This window comes from Porphyrobacter sp. AAP60 (assembly GCF_001296025.1).
Taxonomy (GTDB): domain Bacteria; phylum Pseudomonadota; class Alphaproteobacteria; order Sphingomonadales; family Sphingomonadaceae; genus Erythrobacter.
Map to the genome: position 1 here is coordinate 716,242 of NZ_LJHV01000002.1, position 16,759 is coordinate 733,000.

Here is a 16,759-nt window from a genome sequence, read left to right on the forward strand (position 1 = left end):
TCTCACCCTCTCGTCTGTTAAGCGAAGGGCATAAGCGGACGGGATGGGCGGGGGCAAGCTTTACTCAGCCGTCTTTCATCGCCTTCAAGGCCGACAGCGCCCGCTCGCGTGCGGCCTTGTGGCCGATGATCTTGCGCGGATAGCCCGAAGGCCTGCGCCCGAATTCATCGGGATCGTGAATATGGGGCGCTTCCAGCTTGGCGAGTTCCGGCACATATTCGCGAATATAGCGCGCCGCATCGAATTTTTCCGACTGGGTCAGCGGTGCCATGATGCGGCTGAACATGTTGCTGTCCACCCCGGTGCCCGCCGTCCACTGCCAGTTGGTGGCGTTGGAGGCATAATCAGCATCGCAGAGGCAATCCCAGAACCACTTTTCGCCCTCGCGCCAATCGATCAGCAGATGCTTGATGAGGAAGCTCGCGGTGATCATCCGCACCCGGTTGTGCATCCACCCGGTCTGCCACAACTGCCGCATCCCGGCATCGACGATGGGATAGCCTGTGCGGCCCTGTTGCCATGCCTGCAAATCCTTGGCGGCGGCTTCGTCCGTGGCCGGGTCGCGCCATGCGAAACGGTCGAAATCCTCGCGGTAATTGCTGGTCGCATAGTCCGGGAACTGGCAGATCGCGTTCTGCGCATAATCGCGCCAGATCAACTCGCCCTCAAAGGTGCGCCAGCCATCGGAACGCTTGTGCTTGAAGGCATGCCATATCTGGATCGGCGAAATTTCGCCGAAATGCAGATGCGGCGACAGGCGCGAGACCTTGTCGACCGAGGGGAAATTGCGCTTGTCGTCGTAGTCGTCGACGTGATCCAGCCACCAGGTCATGCGATCCTGCGCCGCAACCTCGCCCACCTGCCAGAATTCCGCGATACCGGCTGCCCAGTCCGGCTTGGTAGGGAGCAAATCCCATGAGGCCAGTTCGTCACTGGCAGGCCATTGCGAGGGCGAGGACAGGGTTTCAGGCGCGGGCAGTTCGTCGCGCGGGGGAAATTCGGTGCGCATGGCGCGGCTGAAGGGGGTGTAGATCTTGTACTGCCCGCCGGTGCCGGTGGTAATGCTGCCCGGCGGCATCAGGAAATTGCCGTCATGGAGTTGCAGGTCGAGGCGGTCGGCCAGTTTCTTCTGCGCCTTCCTCCACCATGGCTCGTAATGGCGGTTGGTGTGGATTGTGCTCGCACCCACCTCTTCGGCCAGCTTGGTCAGTTCTTCCACCGCGTCCCCGCGCCGCAGGATCAGTTTGGCGTGCCGCTGGGCGAGGCTGTTCGAGAGGCTTTCGAGCGAATGATGCAACCACCAGCGCGATGCGCCCCCATAGGCGTGATGTTTGGCGCTCTCGTCGTCGAGCACATAGACGCACACCACCGGCCCGGACTTGGCAGCGTGATAAAGCGCAGGATTGTCAGCCAGCCGCAGATCACGCCGCAGCCATACGATTTGGGTGTTGGACAAAACAAACTCCGTTCACCCTGAGCTTGTCGAAGGGCTGTCCTTCTTCTGGCACCGAGCGAGAAAGTGAAGTGCAGGGCTTCGACAAGCTCAGCCCGAACGGATGTGGGAAGGTAATGCGCCTAGCCCCCAGGAAGTTCCTCACACCGCACATTGGGCAGCGCGACGGAGAACCGGCCCCGCGCGCGCGGATCATAGAAGCGGGCATCGTAAAGGATCACCGAACCGTCGTCCGCGCGGGTCGAAAAGGGCGCGCGCGACCAGAACAGGAAGGCGTCGAGCTGGGAATTGGCGCGGCGGGCGTCGGCGAAGTCGGGTAGCTTGCACATCTGTTCGGCGATCGGATCGAGTGCGGTGTCGTCGGGGCCAATTGCGCGGCGGACGAACCAGCGGCCGTCGCCGCCGAACAGCACCTCGCGAGAAAGAGGGTTGAGCGGCACGGGGCTGCCGATGGTCGCGACCTCGCCCGACGAAAAGCCTCGCATCTGCGCGTAAAGTGCGCCGTTCTCTTGGGCGGTGTGGGTGATCGCCCCATTCAACCCGATGTAAGACAACGCTGCCGCAATCCCCACCCGCGCAGGCCGCATCCACTCAGCCCCGGCCTTCTCCCGCCGCCGCGACCACCACACGCTGCCGATCAGCAGCGCCCACAGCCACACGTCGATGATGAACAGCGTATCGCCATAGAACCACCGCGAAGAAAACGGCTCCAGCAGCCGGATGCCGTAGACATTGAGCCAGTCGAAGAACGGGTGGCTGAGGCAGCCGATGAAGGCCATCGCGTAGAGCCAGCCGAACCGCACCGGCAGCCGATCCTCGGGCCGTTTCCCGCGCTTCGTCTGCCAGCGGTCGAACGCCCACAGCAGCCCGGCCAGCACCAACGGCAGCAGCACCAGCGCGGGCGGGCCGTGGGTGATGCCGCGGCGGAAGGCGAGATGCTCGGTGCCCTCCAGCCAGAAAAAGCACGCAGCGTCCACATCGGGAAGGTTCGCGCCGATGATCAGCGCGGGCATCGCGAGCCCCGTGGTGCGCTTCAGCCCCGCCTGCCCCAGCACCGCGCCGACAAGGCTATGTGTCAGATTGTCCATATGTTTGCAGGTCTAGCGGCACAGCCATGCGCAGGGAACCGCAAATGCGCTTGGCACTTGCGCCCGGCCTCGCCTATCGCTGCGCCAAACAGACATGCGGGAGAGACGCCATATGACCGACCAGACCCCTTACATCCGACCCGACATGAAAGGCTTCCTCGACATGATGGCGGCGGTGAACGGGCCGAAGCTGGCTGACATGACGCTGGAGGAAGCCCGAGCCTCTTATCAAGCCATGCACAATATTGCCGACCGCCCGGCCCGCGCTCTGCCGGTGATCCGTGACTTCGCCTGCCCCGGCCCCAACGGCGACATTCCGCTGCGCATGTATGATGCCCGCGAAACCCGCGATGCAGCCTCGCCGGTGGTGATGTTCTTCCACGGCGGCGGCTTCGTTATCGGCGATCTCGACACCCACCATGCGCTCTGCACAGAAATCGCAGGCCTGATCGACCTGCCGCTGGTCGCAGTGCATTACGCCCGCGCGCCCGAAGCGCCCTTCCCCGCCGCGATCCTCGATTGCGAGGCGGCGACGCGCTGGGTAGCGGGCAGCCCTGCCGAATTGGAGCGCCAAGCCTCCGGCATCATCACTATCGGCGACAGCGCAGGAGGCAATGCCACGGTGGTGGTCAGCCAGATGCTCAGCGCGAACCCCGCCGCCGTGCCGGTGGTGCTGCAAGTGCCGATCTTCCCGCTGGTGGCAGACGCCAATGGCTCTGAAAGCATGGCAGGCTTCAGCGAGGGCTTTTTGCTCACCGCAGACACAATGGGCTTCTTCGATGCCGCCTACGCTGCCGATCGCGCCGACCCGCGCGGTTTCCCGATCCTTTCCGATCACAGCAGCGCCCCGCCCACCATCGTCGTCACCGCCAGCCTCGATCCGATCCGCGATTCGGGCCGTGAGTATGCCAAGGCCCTGGTCGATGCCGGGCGCGACGTCGTTTTCCTCGAAATGCGCGGGGTGACGCACAGCTTCACCAACCTGCGTCAGGCCGTGCCGAGCACGCAGGCCGATCTGGAACGCATCATCGCCGCGATGCAGTTCATGCTGGCAAATCCGGCATGAACCCCGAAGACCTGCCATATCGCCCCTGCGCGGGGTTCATGCTGGTCAATCCAGACGGCCTTGTTTTCGTGGGTGAGCGCATCGATGCGTCTGCGCACGGCTTCTGGCAGATGCCCCAAGGCGGGATCGACAAGGGCGAAGATGTGCGCACCGCCGCCCTGCGCGAGTTGGAGGAAGAAACCGGGATCGGCGCACATCTGGTCGAAGTGATCGCGCAAGGATCGCAAGCCTTCTTCTACGATCTGCCGCCCGAATTGCTGGGCAAGGTGTGGAAGGGCAAATATCGCGGGCAGGAACAATACTGGTTCCTGGGCCGGTTCCTCGGCAGCGATACCGATATCGATCTGAACGCCCACGATCCGGCAGAATTCAAGGCCTATCGCTGGGTCGCGCCGGAAACGCTGCCCGATCTGATCGTGCCGTTCAAACGCGATGTCTATGCCGCGCTAGTGGCGGAGTTCGGCCCGCTGATCTGAGCCGATCTTTTATAATCGCGTCAGTTGCTCGCTGGGCCCATGTCCGCGCTGCTGTCAGCGGCCAGCCGCGCAGGGATACCGCGGGCGATGGTGCCTTGCAGCGCCACCGTTTCGGGGCAGTTATCGCCGCACAGGCTTTGCAGCTTGGCAAGGTTGCGCTTGGCCTTTTCCAGCGCGCCCTTTTCCACCAGCGCCGAGCCTTCGCCCGATATCGCGGCGAAATTGCCCGGCTCACGCTCCAGCGCCTCGCGGTAGTAACGGATCGCCTTGCCCTGCAGCCCGCTTTGACGGGCGGCCTCGCCAAGGTCGATGAAGATCGCGGTGTAACCCGGATCAACCGCCAGCGCGGCTTCGAAAGCATCGATCGCGGCTTGCGTGTCGCCTGCATTCAGCAAGGCCTGCCCCTGCGCCACCAACGCCGCCGCGCGCGGATCGGGTGCCTTGCCCGATTGGGCGGTCAGCACGCTTGCCGACATGGCCAGACAAAGCGAGAGGGCGGCAGCAGCAGGCGCGAAACGCATCAGAAGCTCCTTCAGTGCATGAGACCGGGAACCGGTAGGCTGGGTCATATCATGCGAAGCTATCATGGTGAACGCAAGCACGCGATGAAAAAACCATCCGTGCCGTCGTGAAGCGGATCGAGCCGCCATCCGCTCACCCGTTCCCGGCCCAGCGGCAGCGGTAGCGCCTCCGCCTGCCAACCGGGATGGCGGGCAAGGAAGGCGGTAATCCTGTCCGGCCCTTCGGCATCGAGCACCGAACAGGTGACGAACACCATCGTGCCGCCGCCGCGCACCAGATAGGAGCCGATGTCCAGCACGTGGTCCTGCAAGGCGTTCAATCGCTTCAGTTCGGCCGGATCAAGCCGCCAGCGGCCTTCGGGGCTGCGCCGCCAGGTGCCGCTGCCCGAACAGGGCGCATCGACCAGTACGTGATCAGCCTTGCCCGCCCAATTGCCCAGCGTGCGCATTTCGCGCGTGGGATCGAGCAGGACGATGTTGTCGATCTGCGCGCCCGCCCGTTCGGCCCGCGGCGCAAGGTTGCCCAGTCGCCGCTTGTCGGTATCGGCCGCGACGATGCTGGCCGCATTGCCCAGCCGTGCGGCCAGCGCCAGCGTCTTGCCGCCGCCGCCCGCGCACAGATCGACGATGATATCGCCCGCCGCCACCGGCAGCGCATCGATAATCAGCTGGCTGCCGTGATCCTGCACTTCGATCAGGCCTTGGGCATAGGCATCCCACTGTTCGACCTGCGTGCCCGAGGGGAAGCGCAATGCCTGCGAGGCGGCGAGCGGTTCGCCTGCTTCGGGCAGTTCAACCGTCGCCCGGTCGGCTTTCAAGGCGTTGACCCGGATATCCAGCGGAGCGCGATCCAGCAGTGCGACGATCTCCGGCCCGCCAAGGCCGGAAGCGCGCAAAGCAGCAGCCAGCCATTTGGGCGCGAGGCCGGTCTTGGCGACCACCTCGCCATCAACCTTGGGCGCAGGGCCGTGGGGCGATCCGTCGAACAGTGCGGCAATCTCAGGGTCTTGCGCCGCCACCGCCAGCATTGCCGCGCGGCCGTTTTCAGGGACAGGGCCACAGAGGCGAATGGCCTGATACACCAGATCGCGCACCGCCCGCCGGTCTTTCGATCCGGCATAGCGGCGGGCGCGGAAATATTCGGCGATGATGCGGTCAGCCGGCGCGCCTTTGGTGCGCGCCGCCGGGATGATGGTATCAAGCAGTTCGATTGCTGCCTGCACGCGGGCAGCGGGGATCATGATCCTTTCCCCGTTGCGGGAAAGATGGGTTCAACGTGTGGGATAATTGGGTGCCTCTCGGGTGATGGCCACATCATGCACATGGCTTTCGGAAAGCCCGGCATTGGTGATCCGCACGAATTTCGCACGTTCCTGCAAATCGGTGATTGTGCGCGATCCGGTGTAGCCCATCGCGGCCTTGATCCCGCCGACCAGCTGGTGAACGACATCGGCGGCCGCGCCCTTGAACGGCACTTGGCCTTCGATGCCTTCGGGCACCAGCTTCATCGCGGAAACGTCCTGCTGGAAATAGCGGTCGGCACTGCCCCGCGCCATCGCGCCGACGCTGCCCATGCCGCGATAGCTCTTGTAGCTGCGGCCCTGATACAGGAAGACTTCGCCGGGGCTTTCGGCGGTGCCGGCCAGCATCGATCCGATCATCACGCTGGAAGCCCCCGCCGCCAGCGCCTTGGCCGCATCGCCGCTGGTGCGCAGGCCGCCATCGGCAATCACCGGCACGCCGGACTTGGCGGCTTCGGCAGCGCTTTCCATGATAGCCGTCAGCTGTGGCACGCCCACGCCTGCCACTACGCGGGTGGTGCAGATCGATCCCGGCCCGATCCCGACCTTGACTGCATCGGCGCCTGCATCAACCAATGCGCGGGTCGCCTCTGCCGTGGCGACATTGCCCGCGATGACCTGCACCCGATTGGAGAGCTTCTTGACGCGCTCCACCGCGCGGGCGACTTCGATGTTGTGCCCATGGGCGGTGTCGATCACGATCACGTCCACCTCGGCATCAACCAGCGCTTCAGTGCGGGCGAACCCGGCGTCACCCACGGTCGTCGCCGCCGCAGCGCGCAACCGGCCAGTGCTGTCCTTGGTGGCGTTCGGGTAGTTCACCGCCTTTTCGATATCCTTGACCGTGATCAGCCCGATGCAGCGGAAGGCATCATCCACCACCAGCAGCTTTTCGATCCGCCGCTGATGCAGCAAACGCCGCGCTTCTTCCTGCCCCGTGCCGAGCGGCACCGTGGCGAGGTTTTCGGTCGTCATCAACTCGCGCACCGGCTGCGCCGGATTTTCGGCAAAGCGCACGTCGCGGTTGGTCAGGATGCCCACCAGCTTGCCGCCAGCATCGACCACCGGAATGCCGCTGATCCGGTGCAATTGCATCAGCGTTTGCGCATCGCCCAGTGTGGCATCGGGGCCGATGGTGATGGGGTTTACCACCATGCCGCTTTCATAACGCTTCACCGCGCGCACAGCGGCGCACTGCGCGTCGATATCGAGATTGCGGTGCAGCACGCCGATCCCGCCCATCTGCGCCATGGCGATCGCCATGTCGGCTTCGGTCACGGTATCCATCGCAGATGACAGCACCGGGATGTTCATCGCGATCTCGCGCGTCAGCCGGGTGGAGGTGTCAGCCATGCTCGGCAAGACGCTGCTTTCCGCCGGGCGGAGCAGCACGTCATCAAAGGTGAGACCGAGCGGGATATCCATGTGCGCCACTTTCTGCAATTCGGGAGGGGTTCTCCCCGCATGGGCAATGCGCGGGAGAATCGTGGCGGCCCATGTAACCGCGGTTTGCCGATTGCGCTAGGGTCAGGGCCTGTTTACCCCGCAGGCGGCTGATAACGCGCCGGATCGGCAATAATCCGGATCAGTCCTTCATGCAGCAGCAGATCCTCCACCGCACCGCTGAGATCGAGCGCCGCAGGCGTATCGGACGGACGGTGATAGCGGCTGGACAGGAAGGGTTGCAGGATCTCGCTGGTGCCATAGCTGCTTGATAACAGCACAGTCGGCACCCCGGCATTCAGCAGCGCTGCGCCATCCTGCCGCTGGACAAAACTGGCGGCCAGTGCCTCATCGCCCAGCGTGCGCCCGCTGCGCGCGGCATGGTCGATGATGATCTGGTCAAGCGGGGTCGCGCCGCGCCCGATGAAGCCAAGCGCGCTGCCTGCCGGAGCGACCGAGACCATATCGAAGTTGAACGCTGCCACGATCTGCGTCAGCGCCAGCGGCGGGGCTTCGGCAAAGGCCCGTGCGCCGAGCAGGCCGGATTCCTCTGCCGTGGTGGCAAGCACATAGATATCGCGCGCAAGCGGCGGGCCGGATTTGAGCCGCTGCGCCAGTTCCAGCATCGCGGCAATCCCGCTGGCATTGTCGGCCGCGCCCTTGCAGATCCGGTCTTCGGCATCGGCCGGGCCGCATTCGCCCAGGTGATCCCAGTGGCCCAGCAACAGCACGGCCCCCGCATCCGGCGCGCTACCCGCGATCTTGCCGACCAGATTGTAACTGGTGAACTCGCGCCGGTCTGCCGCCGCTTCCAGCGTGATCGCCAGATTGATCTCGATCGGGGAGAAATCTTCCGCATCGGCATCGGCCTTCATCCGCGCCCAGCGCGCCTCACCCATGAATGCGGCCATCGCGGCATCGGTGATATAGGCGGAAAGCGTATCCTTGTCCTCGCTGGCAAGCCGCACCCGTTCCCGCGATCCGGCTCTGCGCAGGCGGGCAATGGCGGCCTCGTCAGGCACCACGGTCAGCACGGCGGTGGCGCGCTGGTCGAACAGCGCCGCGCGCCGGGCCACATCGCGGGAGGGATCGGGAAGCATCACCGCCACGGCTCCGGCCATGGCGTCGGTCAGCACAAGGCCGTCACCCTTGCCCACAAACACCACCGGCACACCTGTGGCAGGGCCACTGGTCGCCAGCGCCCGGCGGCGGGGGGTAAAGACAATGGCATCGCTTTCCGGAACGGTCACACTGTTGAGCCCCTGCGTCAGCGTCAACTGGCCCGAAAGCGCGCGGGTCGACACCAGATCAACCGGCATCCGCCAATAGCTGCCCGGATCGCCGGTGCCAGACACCAGCCCGGCCTCGCCCATGCGCTGTTCCAGAAAAGCGATCGTCGCTTCCTCGCCCGGCGTCCCCGGCTTGCGCCCGCCGAGTTCATCGCTGGCGAGCACTTCGATATCAGCCATCATCCGCGCCGCGATTGCCTCGCGGTCGTTAGTCGATACGCTCTCAACCGGAACATGCGCGCAGGCCGCCAGCAGCAGGGACGCCAGCAGGGTGAACAGCAGCCGGGCGTTGTTTGCGCTCATTCGGCGGTCCATCCCCCGTCGATGCTGTAATTCGCCCCCGTGATATTGCGCGCTGCATCGCCGCACAGAAACAGCGCCAGCGCGGCGACATCTTCAGGCAACACAAAGCTCTTGGTCGGCTGCTTGGCCAGCAGCACATCATTCATCACCTGCTCGCGCGTCATGCCGCGGGCGGCCATGGTGTCGGGGATCTGGCCTTCAACCAGCGGCGTCCAGACATAGCCCGGCGAGATGCAGTTGGCGGTGATGCCGTGGGTCGCCAGTTCCAGCGCGATGGTTTTGGTAAAGCCCGCCATCGCGTGCTTGGCCGCGACATAGGCGCTCTTGAAGGGCGAGGCGGTGAGCGAATGGGCGCTGGCGGTGGCGATGATCCGCCCCCAGCCTTTCGCCTTCATCCCCGGCACCGCGAGCCGCGTGGTGTGGAACGCCGCGGAAAGGTTCAGGGCGATGATCGCATCCCATTTTTCGGGCGGGAAATCCTCGACCGGGGCAACGTGCTGCATCCCGGCATTGTTGACGAGGATATCGATCGGGCCAATGTCGGCCATCATCGCCGCAATGGCATCGGGCTGCATCAGGTTCGCACCGTTGTAGCTTGCGCCCAATTCGTCGCAAAGGCCTGCGATTTCATCGGCATCGCCAAACCCGTTGAGGATCACCTCGGCACCCTCGGCGGCCAGCGCCCGCGCGATGGCAAGCCCGATTCCCGATGTCGAACCGGTGACAAGGGCGCGCTTGTCCTTGAGCATTGGTCGCATCTCCTGCACGTTCGGCCTCTTGCCCATCGCTTTTGCCGCGCGAATTGCGGCTGTCCAGCAAATTGCCGAACGAATACGACGAATGGAGGGGACACGAATGCGGTTAGGCCCGTTTGACACATCGAATATCAATGTTCGTTCCAGCAGCGCAGGCGGCGGCGGGGTTGGCCGCGCTGGCGGGATCGGCTGCGGCACGCTGGTGATCGCGCTGATCGGGGCCACGGTGTTCGGGCTCGATCCGATGCAGACCATCGGCATGGTGCAAGGCGTGCAGCAGCAGGCTGGGCCGGTGCAAGGCGGCGGGAGTAGCGAACTGACGGCAGATGAAGTCTGCGCGCAGAACGCCTACGCAACCGAGGCTTGCGCGGCCCTCGCCAGCCTCGATGCCACCTGGGCGGCGGCGTTTCAGCGCGCCAACCTGCCGTTTGAACAGCCCGTGCTCGATCTGTACCGCGATGGCGCTGTAGATACCAAAGGCTGCGGTAGCGCCACCTCGGCAGCGGGGCCGTTCTACTGCCCGGCAGACAAGGGTATCTATATCGACACGAGCTTCTATGACCAGTTGGCGCAGATGTCCGGCACGGGCGGCGATTTCGCGCGGCTTTATGTGCTGGCGCATGAATATGGCCACCACATCCAGACGATTACGGGCCTGTCGCCGCAGGTCAGGCAAGCACAGCAGCGCAACCCCTCTGCCGCCAACCGCCTGCAGGTGGCGATGGAATTGCAGGCGGATTGCTATGCGGGAATGTGGGCCGGCCGCAACCGCGACAAGATTGAACCCGGCGATCTGGAAGAAGGCCTGAAAGCCGCCAGCGCCATCGGGGACGACACTTTGATGCGCAATGCCGGTCAAAGCATCAGACCGGAAAACTTTACCCACGGTACCAGCCGTCAGCGCATGGAAGCGCTCAAACTAGGATTGGAAAGTCGCAATGATTCTGCCTGTGAAGTCTTCTTCGATGCGGGTTAAAACGCTGGCGGTGCTGGCGGTGGCTGGCTTGCTGGCATCGCCCGCGGCCGCTCAGGTCATGGCCGAGCCTGACGCAACCGAAGTCGCCAAGACCCCGCTACGCGATCTCAATATCGACGGGCGCGATATTCCCGAAGTGCTGCAAAGGGCTGCACTTGCCCCCTATTCGACCACTGGGATGAAGCGCTGTAACGCGCTGATCAGCGAAATCGCCGCGCTCGATACCGAATTGGGCGCGGATTACGATATTGCCGATGCTGACGGAAAACAGAGGCTCAGCCAGGGCCGGATCGGGCAAAGCGTGGTCGGATCGATCCTGCCTTTTCGCGGGATCGTGCGCGAAGTGACGGGCGCGGCCGGCAATGACCGCGCCCTGCGCGCTGCCTATACTGCGGGGATGGCAAGACGCGCATTCCTCAAGGGCTGGGGGCTTGGGCGCGGTTGTGCTTACCCTGCCCGGCCCAAGGTCATGAAATAACCAGCCGCACAGGGGATCAGCTCTCCTTGTCAGCCAGACGGGCAATCTGCCGGTCGAGGTGCTGAATCATTTCCTTGCGGGTAGTTTCAGGGATTTCCCTGTCTCTGGCGATCTCGGCGCGCGCCTGTTCCAGCCCTCGGCGGGCTGAGGCAGCGCGCGCGTCATCGAACCCTCGCATCGCCAGCGCCTGAATGCGCGGCTGGCAGATCATAATCGTCTTCTTGCCATCCTTGCCATTGATGACCTGGGCCTGACCGGGAAACGCTGACGTGCAATCCTTGAGCACCATGACTTCTGGCGCCGCAGCACGGGCAGCTTCGGCATGCTCGCGTGCCTTGTCCGCCTGCATCATGGCAAAGGCCAGCGTTTGCCTCATTTCAGCCCGCACCCGCTCGGCTTCGGCCAGTCCTTCGCGCAGGGCGGCGGTCATTTCGGCATGTTCCTGCTCGCTCATCCATTCGGACCGGGCAAGATCGACAGTGATGGGTTCGCCCGCTGCGCTGGTGCGCCGGACGATCCTCACGGTGCGCTCCTTACCATCCGCGCTGCGGGTCGTGCGTTCGCTGACGATGGTCTTGCCATCCCCTTCGCTGTCCCCTTCCCCGTCCGGAAAAACGAAGGCGAGCGGTGCTTCGGGCGGTGCCGGGGGTTGCGGCGCATCGGGCGCTTCGGGCGCATGCGGCGGTGCAGGCGGCGTGGGCGCGGCTGGCGGCTCGGGCGCTTCGGCGGGCACGGCTTGCGCAGGGTCGCTCGCGGCATAGCTGAACGAAGCGGTGAGCGGCAGGGTCAGCAGGCCGGCGCCCAGCAAGGCACCTCCCGCAAGGCGGCGACGCAGGGAAATACGGGACATCGACAGGCTCCTCAGACGGTGAATGATCGATTTTTCGCCAAGCACCGGACAGGCCATCGGCGCAGTCAGGGCGGCATTGCCCGCAGCAACGGGTGCGGCGGCATAGCGGGCAATCAGCGCAGCATAGGCGGCACGATCCTGCGCATCGCGGTGCGCCATGACCCGGGCATCGCAGGCGGCTTCCTGATCGCGGCGCAGCGCCAGCCAGCCATAGCGGCCGAGCGGATTGAACCAGTGCAGCGCGAACAGCGGCTGCACCAGCACATTGACCAGCAGATCGCCGCCCCGGTGGTGCGCCAGTTCATGCGCCAGCGCCAGATCGCGCGCCTGCCGGTCATGCAGCGCCATGAAGCCGGGCGGGAGCGCGATGACCGGATCAAGCACACCCATCGCCAGCGGCGCAGGCGTGCCCGGTGTCTCGACCAGCCGCACGGTTGCAAAACCCTCGCGCACCCGCCCGACCTCGCGCCCTTCGGCCAGCAGCGCATCGCGCAGTTCGAAATAGGCGGCAAAACGGCGGCACAGGAACACCCCCGCCCCCGCCAGCCAGACCAGCAACAGCGATTCGGCCAACGGAAGACCGGCCAGCGTCTCCAGCAGATCATAACCGGCGGCAGGGGCCACTTCTGCCGGGACGATCGCAACATCGGCCATCGCCTGCGATGTCGCTGCAGTATCGACCGAAACCGGGATGGCGGCAGGTTCAGGCAAAGGCGCACGCGGTGCCATCCATGCAGGCAAGGTGATCGGCGGCAGGAACAGCCGGGCCAAGGGCAGCAGCCACAAGGCATAGGCAACCTGCGGGCCGAACCACCGCGCAACGGGGCGGCGCAGCAGCAACACCGCCGCGATCAGCACGCCGGTCCATGCCAGCATGTGCAGCAGCACGGCGCTCATGGCCGCAGCTCCTTCAGCAGCGTCTCAATGGCATCGAGATCATCTGCGCTCAGCGCCTCGGTCTCGGCCAGGTGTGCCACCAGCGAGGCTGCATTGCCGCCGAACAGGCGATCGACCAACCGGCGCGATTCGCCGCCGACATAGGCATCGCGGGCGATCAGTGGGGTGTAGAGAAACCGCCGCCCGTCAGGCTCGGCAGCCAGCGCGCCTTTCTGCACAAGCCGCGAAAGCAGGGTTTTGACGGTGGCAAGGCTCCATCCGCGCGGGGTGCAAACCGTCTCGCATACTTCGGCGGCGGTCTGGCGCGGACGATCCCACAGCGCCTCCATCACGGCGTGTTCGGCATCGGTAATGCGGTCGTGGGCGGGTTCTTCAGGGGTGTTCATGGCAAAGCCTCCCTCAAGGCGATTACACCTGTAGTCACAACGACTACGTTTGTAAACCTTGCCGCTGCATGAACGGGTGGCGCACCGGCTTGCGCTTCGGCAAACGGACGATACACCCGGACGAATGACAATCCGCGCCGCCTTGCCCTTCGCCGCCCCACCACTCGCAGCAATGGCCCTGCTTCTCGCCAACCCCGCCCTGGCGCAGGAGGCGTTTCTGCCGCTGACCACGCCGGTCGAGCTTTCGGCAGACGCAGGCGATGTGGAAGTGGGTGATCTGATCTTTCGCGGCGGGGTGGAAATCGCGCCTGACAAGGTCGGGATCGGCGGCATCTCCGGCCTCGAATGGCACGATGGGCAGCTTTACGCGGTGGCCGATGACGGGCGCTGGCTGATCATGACGCCCGAGGATGTGGCGGGCCGCCTTGTCGATATTTCATCGGTCACAATCGGCGATTTGCGCGATGAAAAGGGCGGCAAGCTTGCCAGCAAGACCCGCGGTGATGCCGAAGCGATTACCCGCCTGCCGACAGGCGAATGGCTGGTCGCCTTCGAACAGGAACACCGCATCTGGCAATATGGCGAACTGGGCGGGCCTGCTGTCAACGCAGCGTCACGGCCCGAAGCCGCCGCGGCAGTTGCGCTGACAGCCGATGCCCAATCCAATGCCGGGCTTGAAACAATGGCGGCCAGCCCGAACACCTTTCTGGCCTGCGGCGAATGGGTCGATCCTGCCCGGCCCAATTGCGTGCACGCATCGATGGGCGGCATTACCCGTTTCCACCTGCCCGCGCCCGAAGGCATTGCCGATGTCGGCGGCGTGCCGACCGACGCAGCCTGCAAGGCGGATGATACATGCTACGTCCTGTTCCGCAGCTATACGCCCGGTTATGGCAACCGCGCCGCGATTGTCGAGCTGGCCCCCGATGCCGATCCCAAAACGCTGGCAGTACTCGCCCCGCCGCTCGCTCTCGACAATTTCGAAGGGCTGGCCGTGCGTGAGGCCGAGGGGAAAACCTTCCTCTACCTCGCCTCTGACGACAATTTCCGCAATTGCGAGACCAAGCCGGGCGCCGGATGCCAGCGCACCTTGGTGATGAAGTTCGAAGTGAAGGGCGCGCCCGTTGTCGCGCCGCCGCCCACGCCCGAAGGCTTTGCCACCACGCCCACTGCCCGGCCCGGTATCCGACCATTTCCTGAAGCGGCCAGCGTCAACGTGGGAATCGAAACAAGCCTCGGTCCGATCACCATCGCGCTGGAAACCGAACGCGCGCCCGTAACGGCAGGCAATTTCCTGCGCTATGTCGAAGAAGGGCGACTGGATGGCACCAATTTCTACCGCGCGGTGAGAATGCCCGGCGGCCCCCAGCCCGGCGGGCTGCTGCAGGGCGGCACACGCGGCGATCCCGCGCGGGTGCGGCCGGGCATCGCGCATGAACCGACCTCTCAAACCGGCCTCAGCCACACCCACGGCGCGCTGTCGATGGCGATGAATGAGCCCGGCACCGCCACCGGCGATTTCTTCATCATGATCGAGAATCAGGCCGGCTTCAACGCCGATCCCGCCGCCGCCGATCCCGCCTGGCGCGCAGGCTTTGCGGTGTTCGGCTATGTGGTGGAGGGGATGAACGTGGTCGCCGCGATCCACGCAGCCAAGCGCGATCCGGACGCGGGCGAAGGCGTGATGAAGGGCGAAATGCTGAGCCAGCCGGTCAAAATTATTTCGGCGCGGCGGCTTTCGGCGCCTTCTCCTTTGCCAGCCCCTTCGCCGCAATCGCCATAAGCGCCGCTTCGTCAAACGCGGGCCGCCCCACCGGCGCGCTGGCTATGCGCGGCCGGCCCGCTTCAAGCGCGGGGAGCCAGGTGCCGACTTCGGGCCCGATACTGACCTGCGGCAGCGAGGCAAGGAAGCGCGCCTGCGTCTCCCACTCGGCAACCGATCGCCCGGCCATGCGCGCTGCCTCGTCCAGCGGAACGGGCTGACGCAGCGCGCGGTTGATCAGCGCGTCGCCAAAGAACGTCCAGTCATTCTCCGCCACGCAGCCGAAAGATGTGCGCGTGCTGGCCGCAGCGGTCAGGATCGCGCTGTCAGGGCTGGCGAGTGCGGGCACGAACACGCCCGAATAGCAGGCCGAGAGGATCAGCACCCGCCGCTTGATCCCCGCTTCCTCAAGCGCTGCCTTCAGCTTCGCGGGCGAAAGGATGCCATAGCCACTGTCGCCGTAATGATAGGCGAGGCCCAGATCCATGCCGTGGCTGGTGGTGTAGAGCACCAGCGCATCCTCGCCTGCGTCCATCAGGCCGCCGACATGGCTCAGCGCGAGTAGCAGCGCGGTGATCGACCCATGCGGCGCATCATCGCGGGTGCCATCCGGCCCGGCCAGCACCAGCGTGCGTTCTTGCGCCCCATAACGCGCGCCCAGCACCCGCCCCGCCTCGCGCGCCTCACGCGCAAACACCGGATCGCTATCGAGAGCTATAGTTATGACGTAGGCATCGGCCGTGCCAGGCCGCTGGGGTGCAAGCGCGGCAAGTGCGGTATCAAGCCTGCGCTGCTGTTCGCGGATTTGCCCCGCCGATACGCCCCGCTGCAATTCGGGGCTGAGTTCGTAGGACTTGCGCCGCTCGGCCCGGCTCTGCCCGCCACCGAGATCGGGGAACGGTGCGACATGCGGCGGGGGCTGGTTGGGATCGGGGGCAGAGGACTGCGACAACGCGGGCACAGCGAACAATGCCGCCAACAGCCCAGCGATGATCCGGCCCCTATTCATCGGGGAGGAAGGTGGCGCGGCAACGCCTCCAGCGTCAAGTCATCTTTTTCCCGCCCACTCCCTCTGCATCTTGGCGATCAGACGTACATACCGCTGTAGGCCTGCCCCGGCGCGACAAGTTCGGCAACCTTGAACCGTTTGGGACGGTTCCTAACGATTTCCCACTGCGGAATGCCGGTTCCTGCGGGATAGTCTGCATCACCGAACGGGGCAGCATGCGGCACAACCTTGCAGAGGCGATCCGCGCCTTGATAGGTAAAGGTTTCCCGGCAAATCTTCTCTTTGAGCCGGCGCAGATCGACACCATCGCTTGCCAGCCGCTGTTCGGCATTGGGCCCTTTGGCAAAGGCGGCCTTGTGGCCTCTTTCGATCCCGCCACTCATCTGAGTGTAACCCCTGAATTCGAAATCATCGGGCATCAGAATGTCGATCAAAAAGATGAGCTTGAAACCATCTTTCAGGCGACCGGCACGAAATCCGAGTCGACGTTCCAGTTCGTTCGCCGATTGCATGCGCACATATTTAGCCTGCGTAATGTAACCCGCGCTGGTTTCGATACTTCCGATCATTGGCTTCCCCCCGTTGACAAGAGGTTACCGAATATCATTCTTGAACCAAAATAGCACGAGCGATTTCAGCAGGCTGACGGGCTACGGCACCAAAGAAAAAAAGGCCCGACCCCTTTGGGGGACCGGGCCTTCGAAGT

16 protein-coding genes are annotated in these 16,759 nt (G+C 64.7%); 5 read left to right on the forward strand and 11 right to left on the reverse strand.

Translation table 11 applies throughout. From position 1 onward, the window contains the following. Window positions 1-64: 64 nt before the first annotated feature. On the reverse strand, window positions 65-1,456 hold the full coding sequence (locus IP79_RS03970; protein ID WP_054117899.1) for a cryptochrome/photolyase family protein: 1,392 nt from the start codon (window positions 1,454-1,456) through the stop codon (window positions 65-67). Between the two features lie 119 nt (window positions 1,457-1,575). After that, the gene (locus IP79_RS03975) at window positions 1,576-2,541 is read right to left on the reverse strand and encodes a metal-dependent hydrolase (RefSeq protein ID WP_054117900.1); all 966 of its coding nucleotides are present in this window, start codon (window positions 2,539-2,541) and stop codon (window positions 1,576-1,578) included. Between the two features lie 112 nt (window positions 2,542-2,653). Between IP79_RS03975 and IP79_RS03980 the strand changes: the two genes are divergently transcribed. After that, a complete protein-coding gene (locus IP79_RS03980) occupies window positions 2,654-3,607 on the forward strand; it encodes an alpha/beta hydrolase (protein ID WP_054117901.1) in 954 nt (317 codons plus the stop codon). Next, window positions 3,604-4,083 carry an RNA pyrophosphohydrolase gene (locus tag IP79_RS03985; protein ID WP_054117902.1) on the forward strand — a complete coding sequence of 160 codons (480 nt, stop codon included), beginning with the start codon at window positions 3,604-3,606 and terminating at the stop codon, window positions 4,081-4,083. Before IP79_RS03980 ends, IP79_RS03985 begins: the two co-directional genes overlap by 4 nt. 20 nt (window positions 4,084-4,103) lie before the next feature. On the opposite strand, the gene IP79_RS03990 is transcribed toward IP79_RS03985, so the two are convergent. From IP79_RS03990 to IP79_RS04010, 5 genes are all read right to left on the reverse strand, one after another. Continuing rightward, a complete protein-coding gene (locus IP79_RS03990) occupies window positions 4,104-4,604 on the reverse strand; it encodes a tetratricopeptide repeat protein (protein ID WP_233994074.1) in 501 nt (166 codons plus the stop codon). A gap of 62 nt (window positions 4,605-4,666) precedes the next feature. Next, the gene (locus IP79_RS03995) at window positions 4,667-5,845 is read right to left on the reverse strand and encodes an RsmB/NOP family class I SAM-dependent RNA methyltransferase (RefSeq protein WP_054117904.1); all 1,179 of its coding nucleotides are present in this window, start codon (window positions 5,843-5,845) and stop codon (window positions 4,667-4,669) included. Between the two features lie 30 nt (window positions 5,846-5,875). Further along, entirely contained in the window at window positions 5,876-7,330 is a 1,455-nt protein-coding gene (gene guaB, locus IP79_RS04000; RefSeq protein WP_054117905.1) for an IMP dehydrogenase, read from the reverse strand. A gap of 113 nt (window positions 7,331-7,443) precedes the next feature. Then, a complete protein-coding gene (locus tag IP79_RS04005) occupies window positions 7,444-8,940 on the reverse strand; it encodes a M20/M25/M40 family metallo-hydrolase (protein WP_054117906.1) in 1,497 nt (498 codons plus the stop codon). Beyond that, on the reverse strand, window positions 8,937-9,689 hold the full coding sequence (locus IP79_RS04010) for a 3-hydroxybutyrate dehydrogenase (protein ID WP_054118035.1): 753 nt from the start codon (window positions 9,687-9,689) through the stop codon (window positions 8,937-8,939). Before IP79_RS04010 ends, IP79_RS04005 begins: the two co-directional genes overlap by 4 nt. A 106-nt stretch (window positions 9,690-9,795) precedes the next feature. Between IP79_RS04010 and IP79_RS04015 the strand changes: the two genes are divergently transcribed. Together IP79_RS04015 and IP79_RS04020 are read left to right on the forward strand one after the other, a co-directional pair. Beyond that, window positions 9,796-10,671, forward strand: a complete 876-nt coding sequence (locus tag IP79_RS04015) for a neutral zinc metallopeptidase (protein ID WP_054117907.1) — start codon at window positions 9,796-9,798, stop codon at window positions 10,669-10,671. Beyond that, entirely contained in the window at window positions 10,661-11,149 is a 489-nt protein-coding gene (locus IP79_RS04020; protein WP_054117908.1) for a hypothetical protein, read from the forward strand. The genes IP79_RS04015 and IP79_RS04020 overlap by 11 nt, the downstream gene beginning before the upstream one ends. 16 nt (window positions 11,150-11,165) lie before the next feature. Here the strand turns inward: IP79_RS04020 and IP79_RS04025 are convergent, their stop codons facing one another. Both IP79_RS04025 and IP79_RS04030 read right to left on the reverse strand, forming a co-directional pair. Then, window positions 11,166-12,896 (reverse strand): M56 family metallopeptidase, encoded by a 1,731-nt coding sequence (locus IP79_RS04025; protein WP_054117909.1) that lies wholly within the window; start codon window positions 12,894-12,896, stop codon window positions 11,166-11,168. Further along, complete coding sequence (locus IP79_RS04030) at window positions 12,893-13,282, reverse strand: BlaI/MecI/CopY family transcriptional regulator (RefSeq protein ID WP_054117910.1); 390 nt, start codon at window positions 13,280-13,282, stop codon at window positions 12,893-12,895. The genes IP79_RS04025 and IP79_RS04030 overlap by 4 nt, the downstream gene beginning before the upstream one ends. A 124-nt stretch (window positions 13,283-13,406) precedes the next feature. On the opposite strand from IP79_RS04030, the gene IP79_RS04035 reads away from it, so the two are divergent. After that, on the forward strand, window positions 13,407-15,065 hold the full coding sequence (locus tag IP79_RS04035; protein ID WP_082336986.1) for an esterase-like activity of phytase family protein: 1,659 nt from the start codon (window positions 13,407-13,409) through the stop codon (window positions 15,063-15,065). On the opposite strand, the gene IP79_RS04040 is transcribed toward IP79_RS04035, so the two are convergent. Both IP79_RS04040 and IP79_RS04045 read right to left on the reverse strand, forming a co-directional pair. After that, window positions 15,001-16,053, reverse strand: a complete 1,053-nt coding sequence (locus IP79_RS04040) for a C13 family peptidase (RefSeq protein WP_082336987.1) — start codon at window positions 16,051-16,053, stop codon at window positions 15,001-15,003. The genes IP79_RS04035 and IP79_RS04040 overlap by 65 nt on opposite strands. Window positions 16,054-16,130: 77 nt before the next feature. After that, window positions 16,131-16,622 carry a hypothetical protein gene (locus IP79_RS04045; RefSeq protein WP_054117912.1) on the reverse strand — a complete coding sequence of 164 codons (492 nt, stop codon included), beginning with the start codon at window positions 16,620-16,622 and terminating at the stop codon, window positions 16,131-16,133. Between the last annotated feature and the right edge of the window lie 137 nt (window positions 16,623-16,759).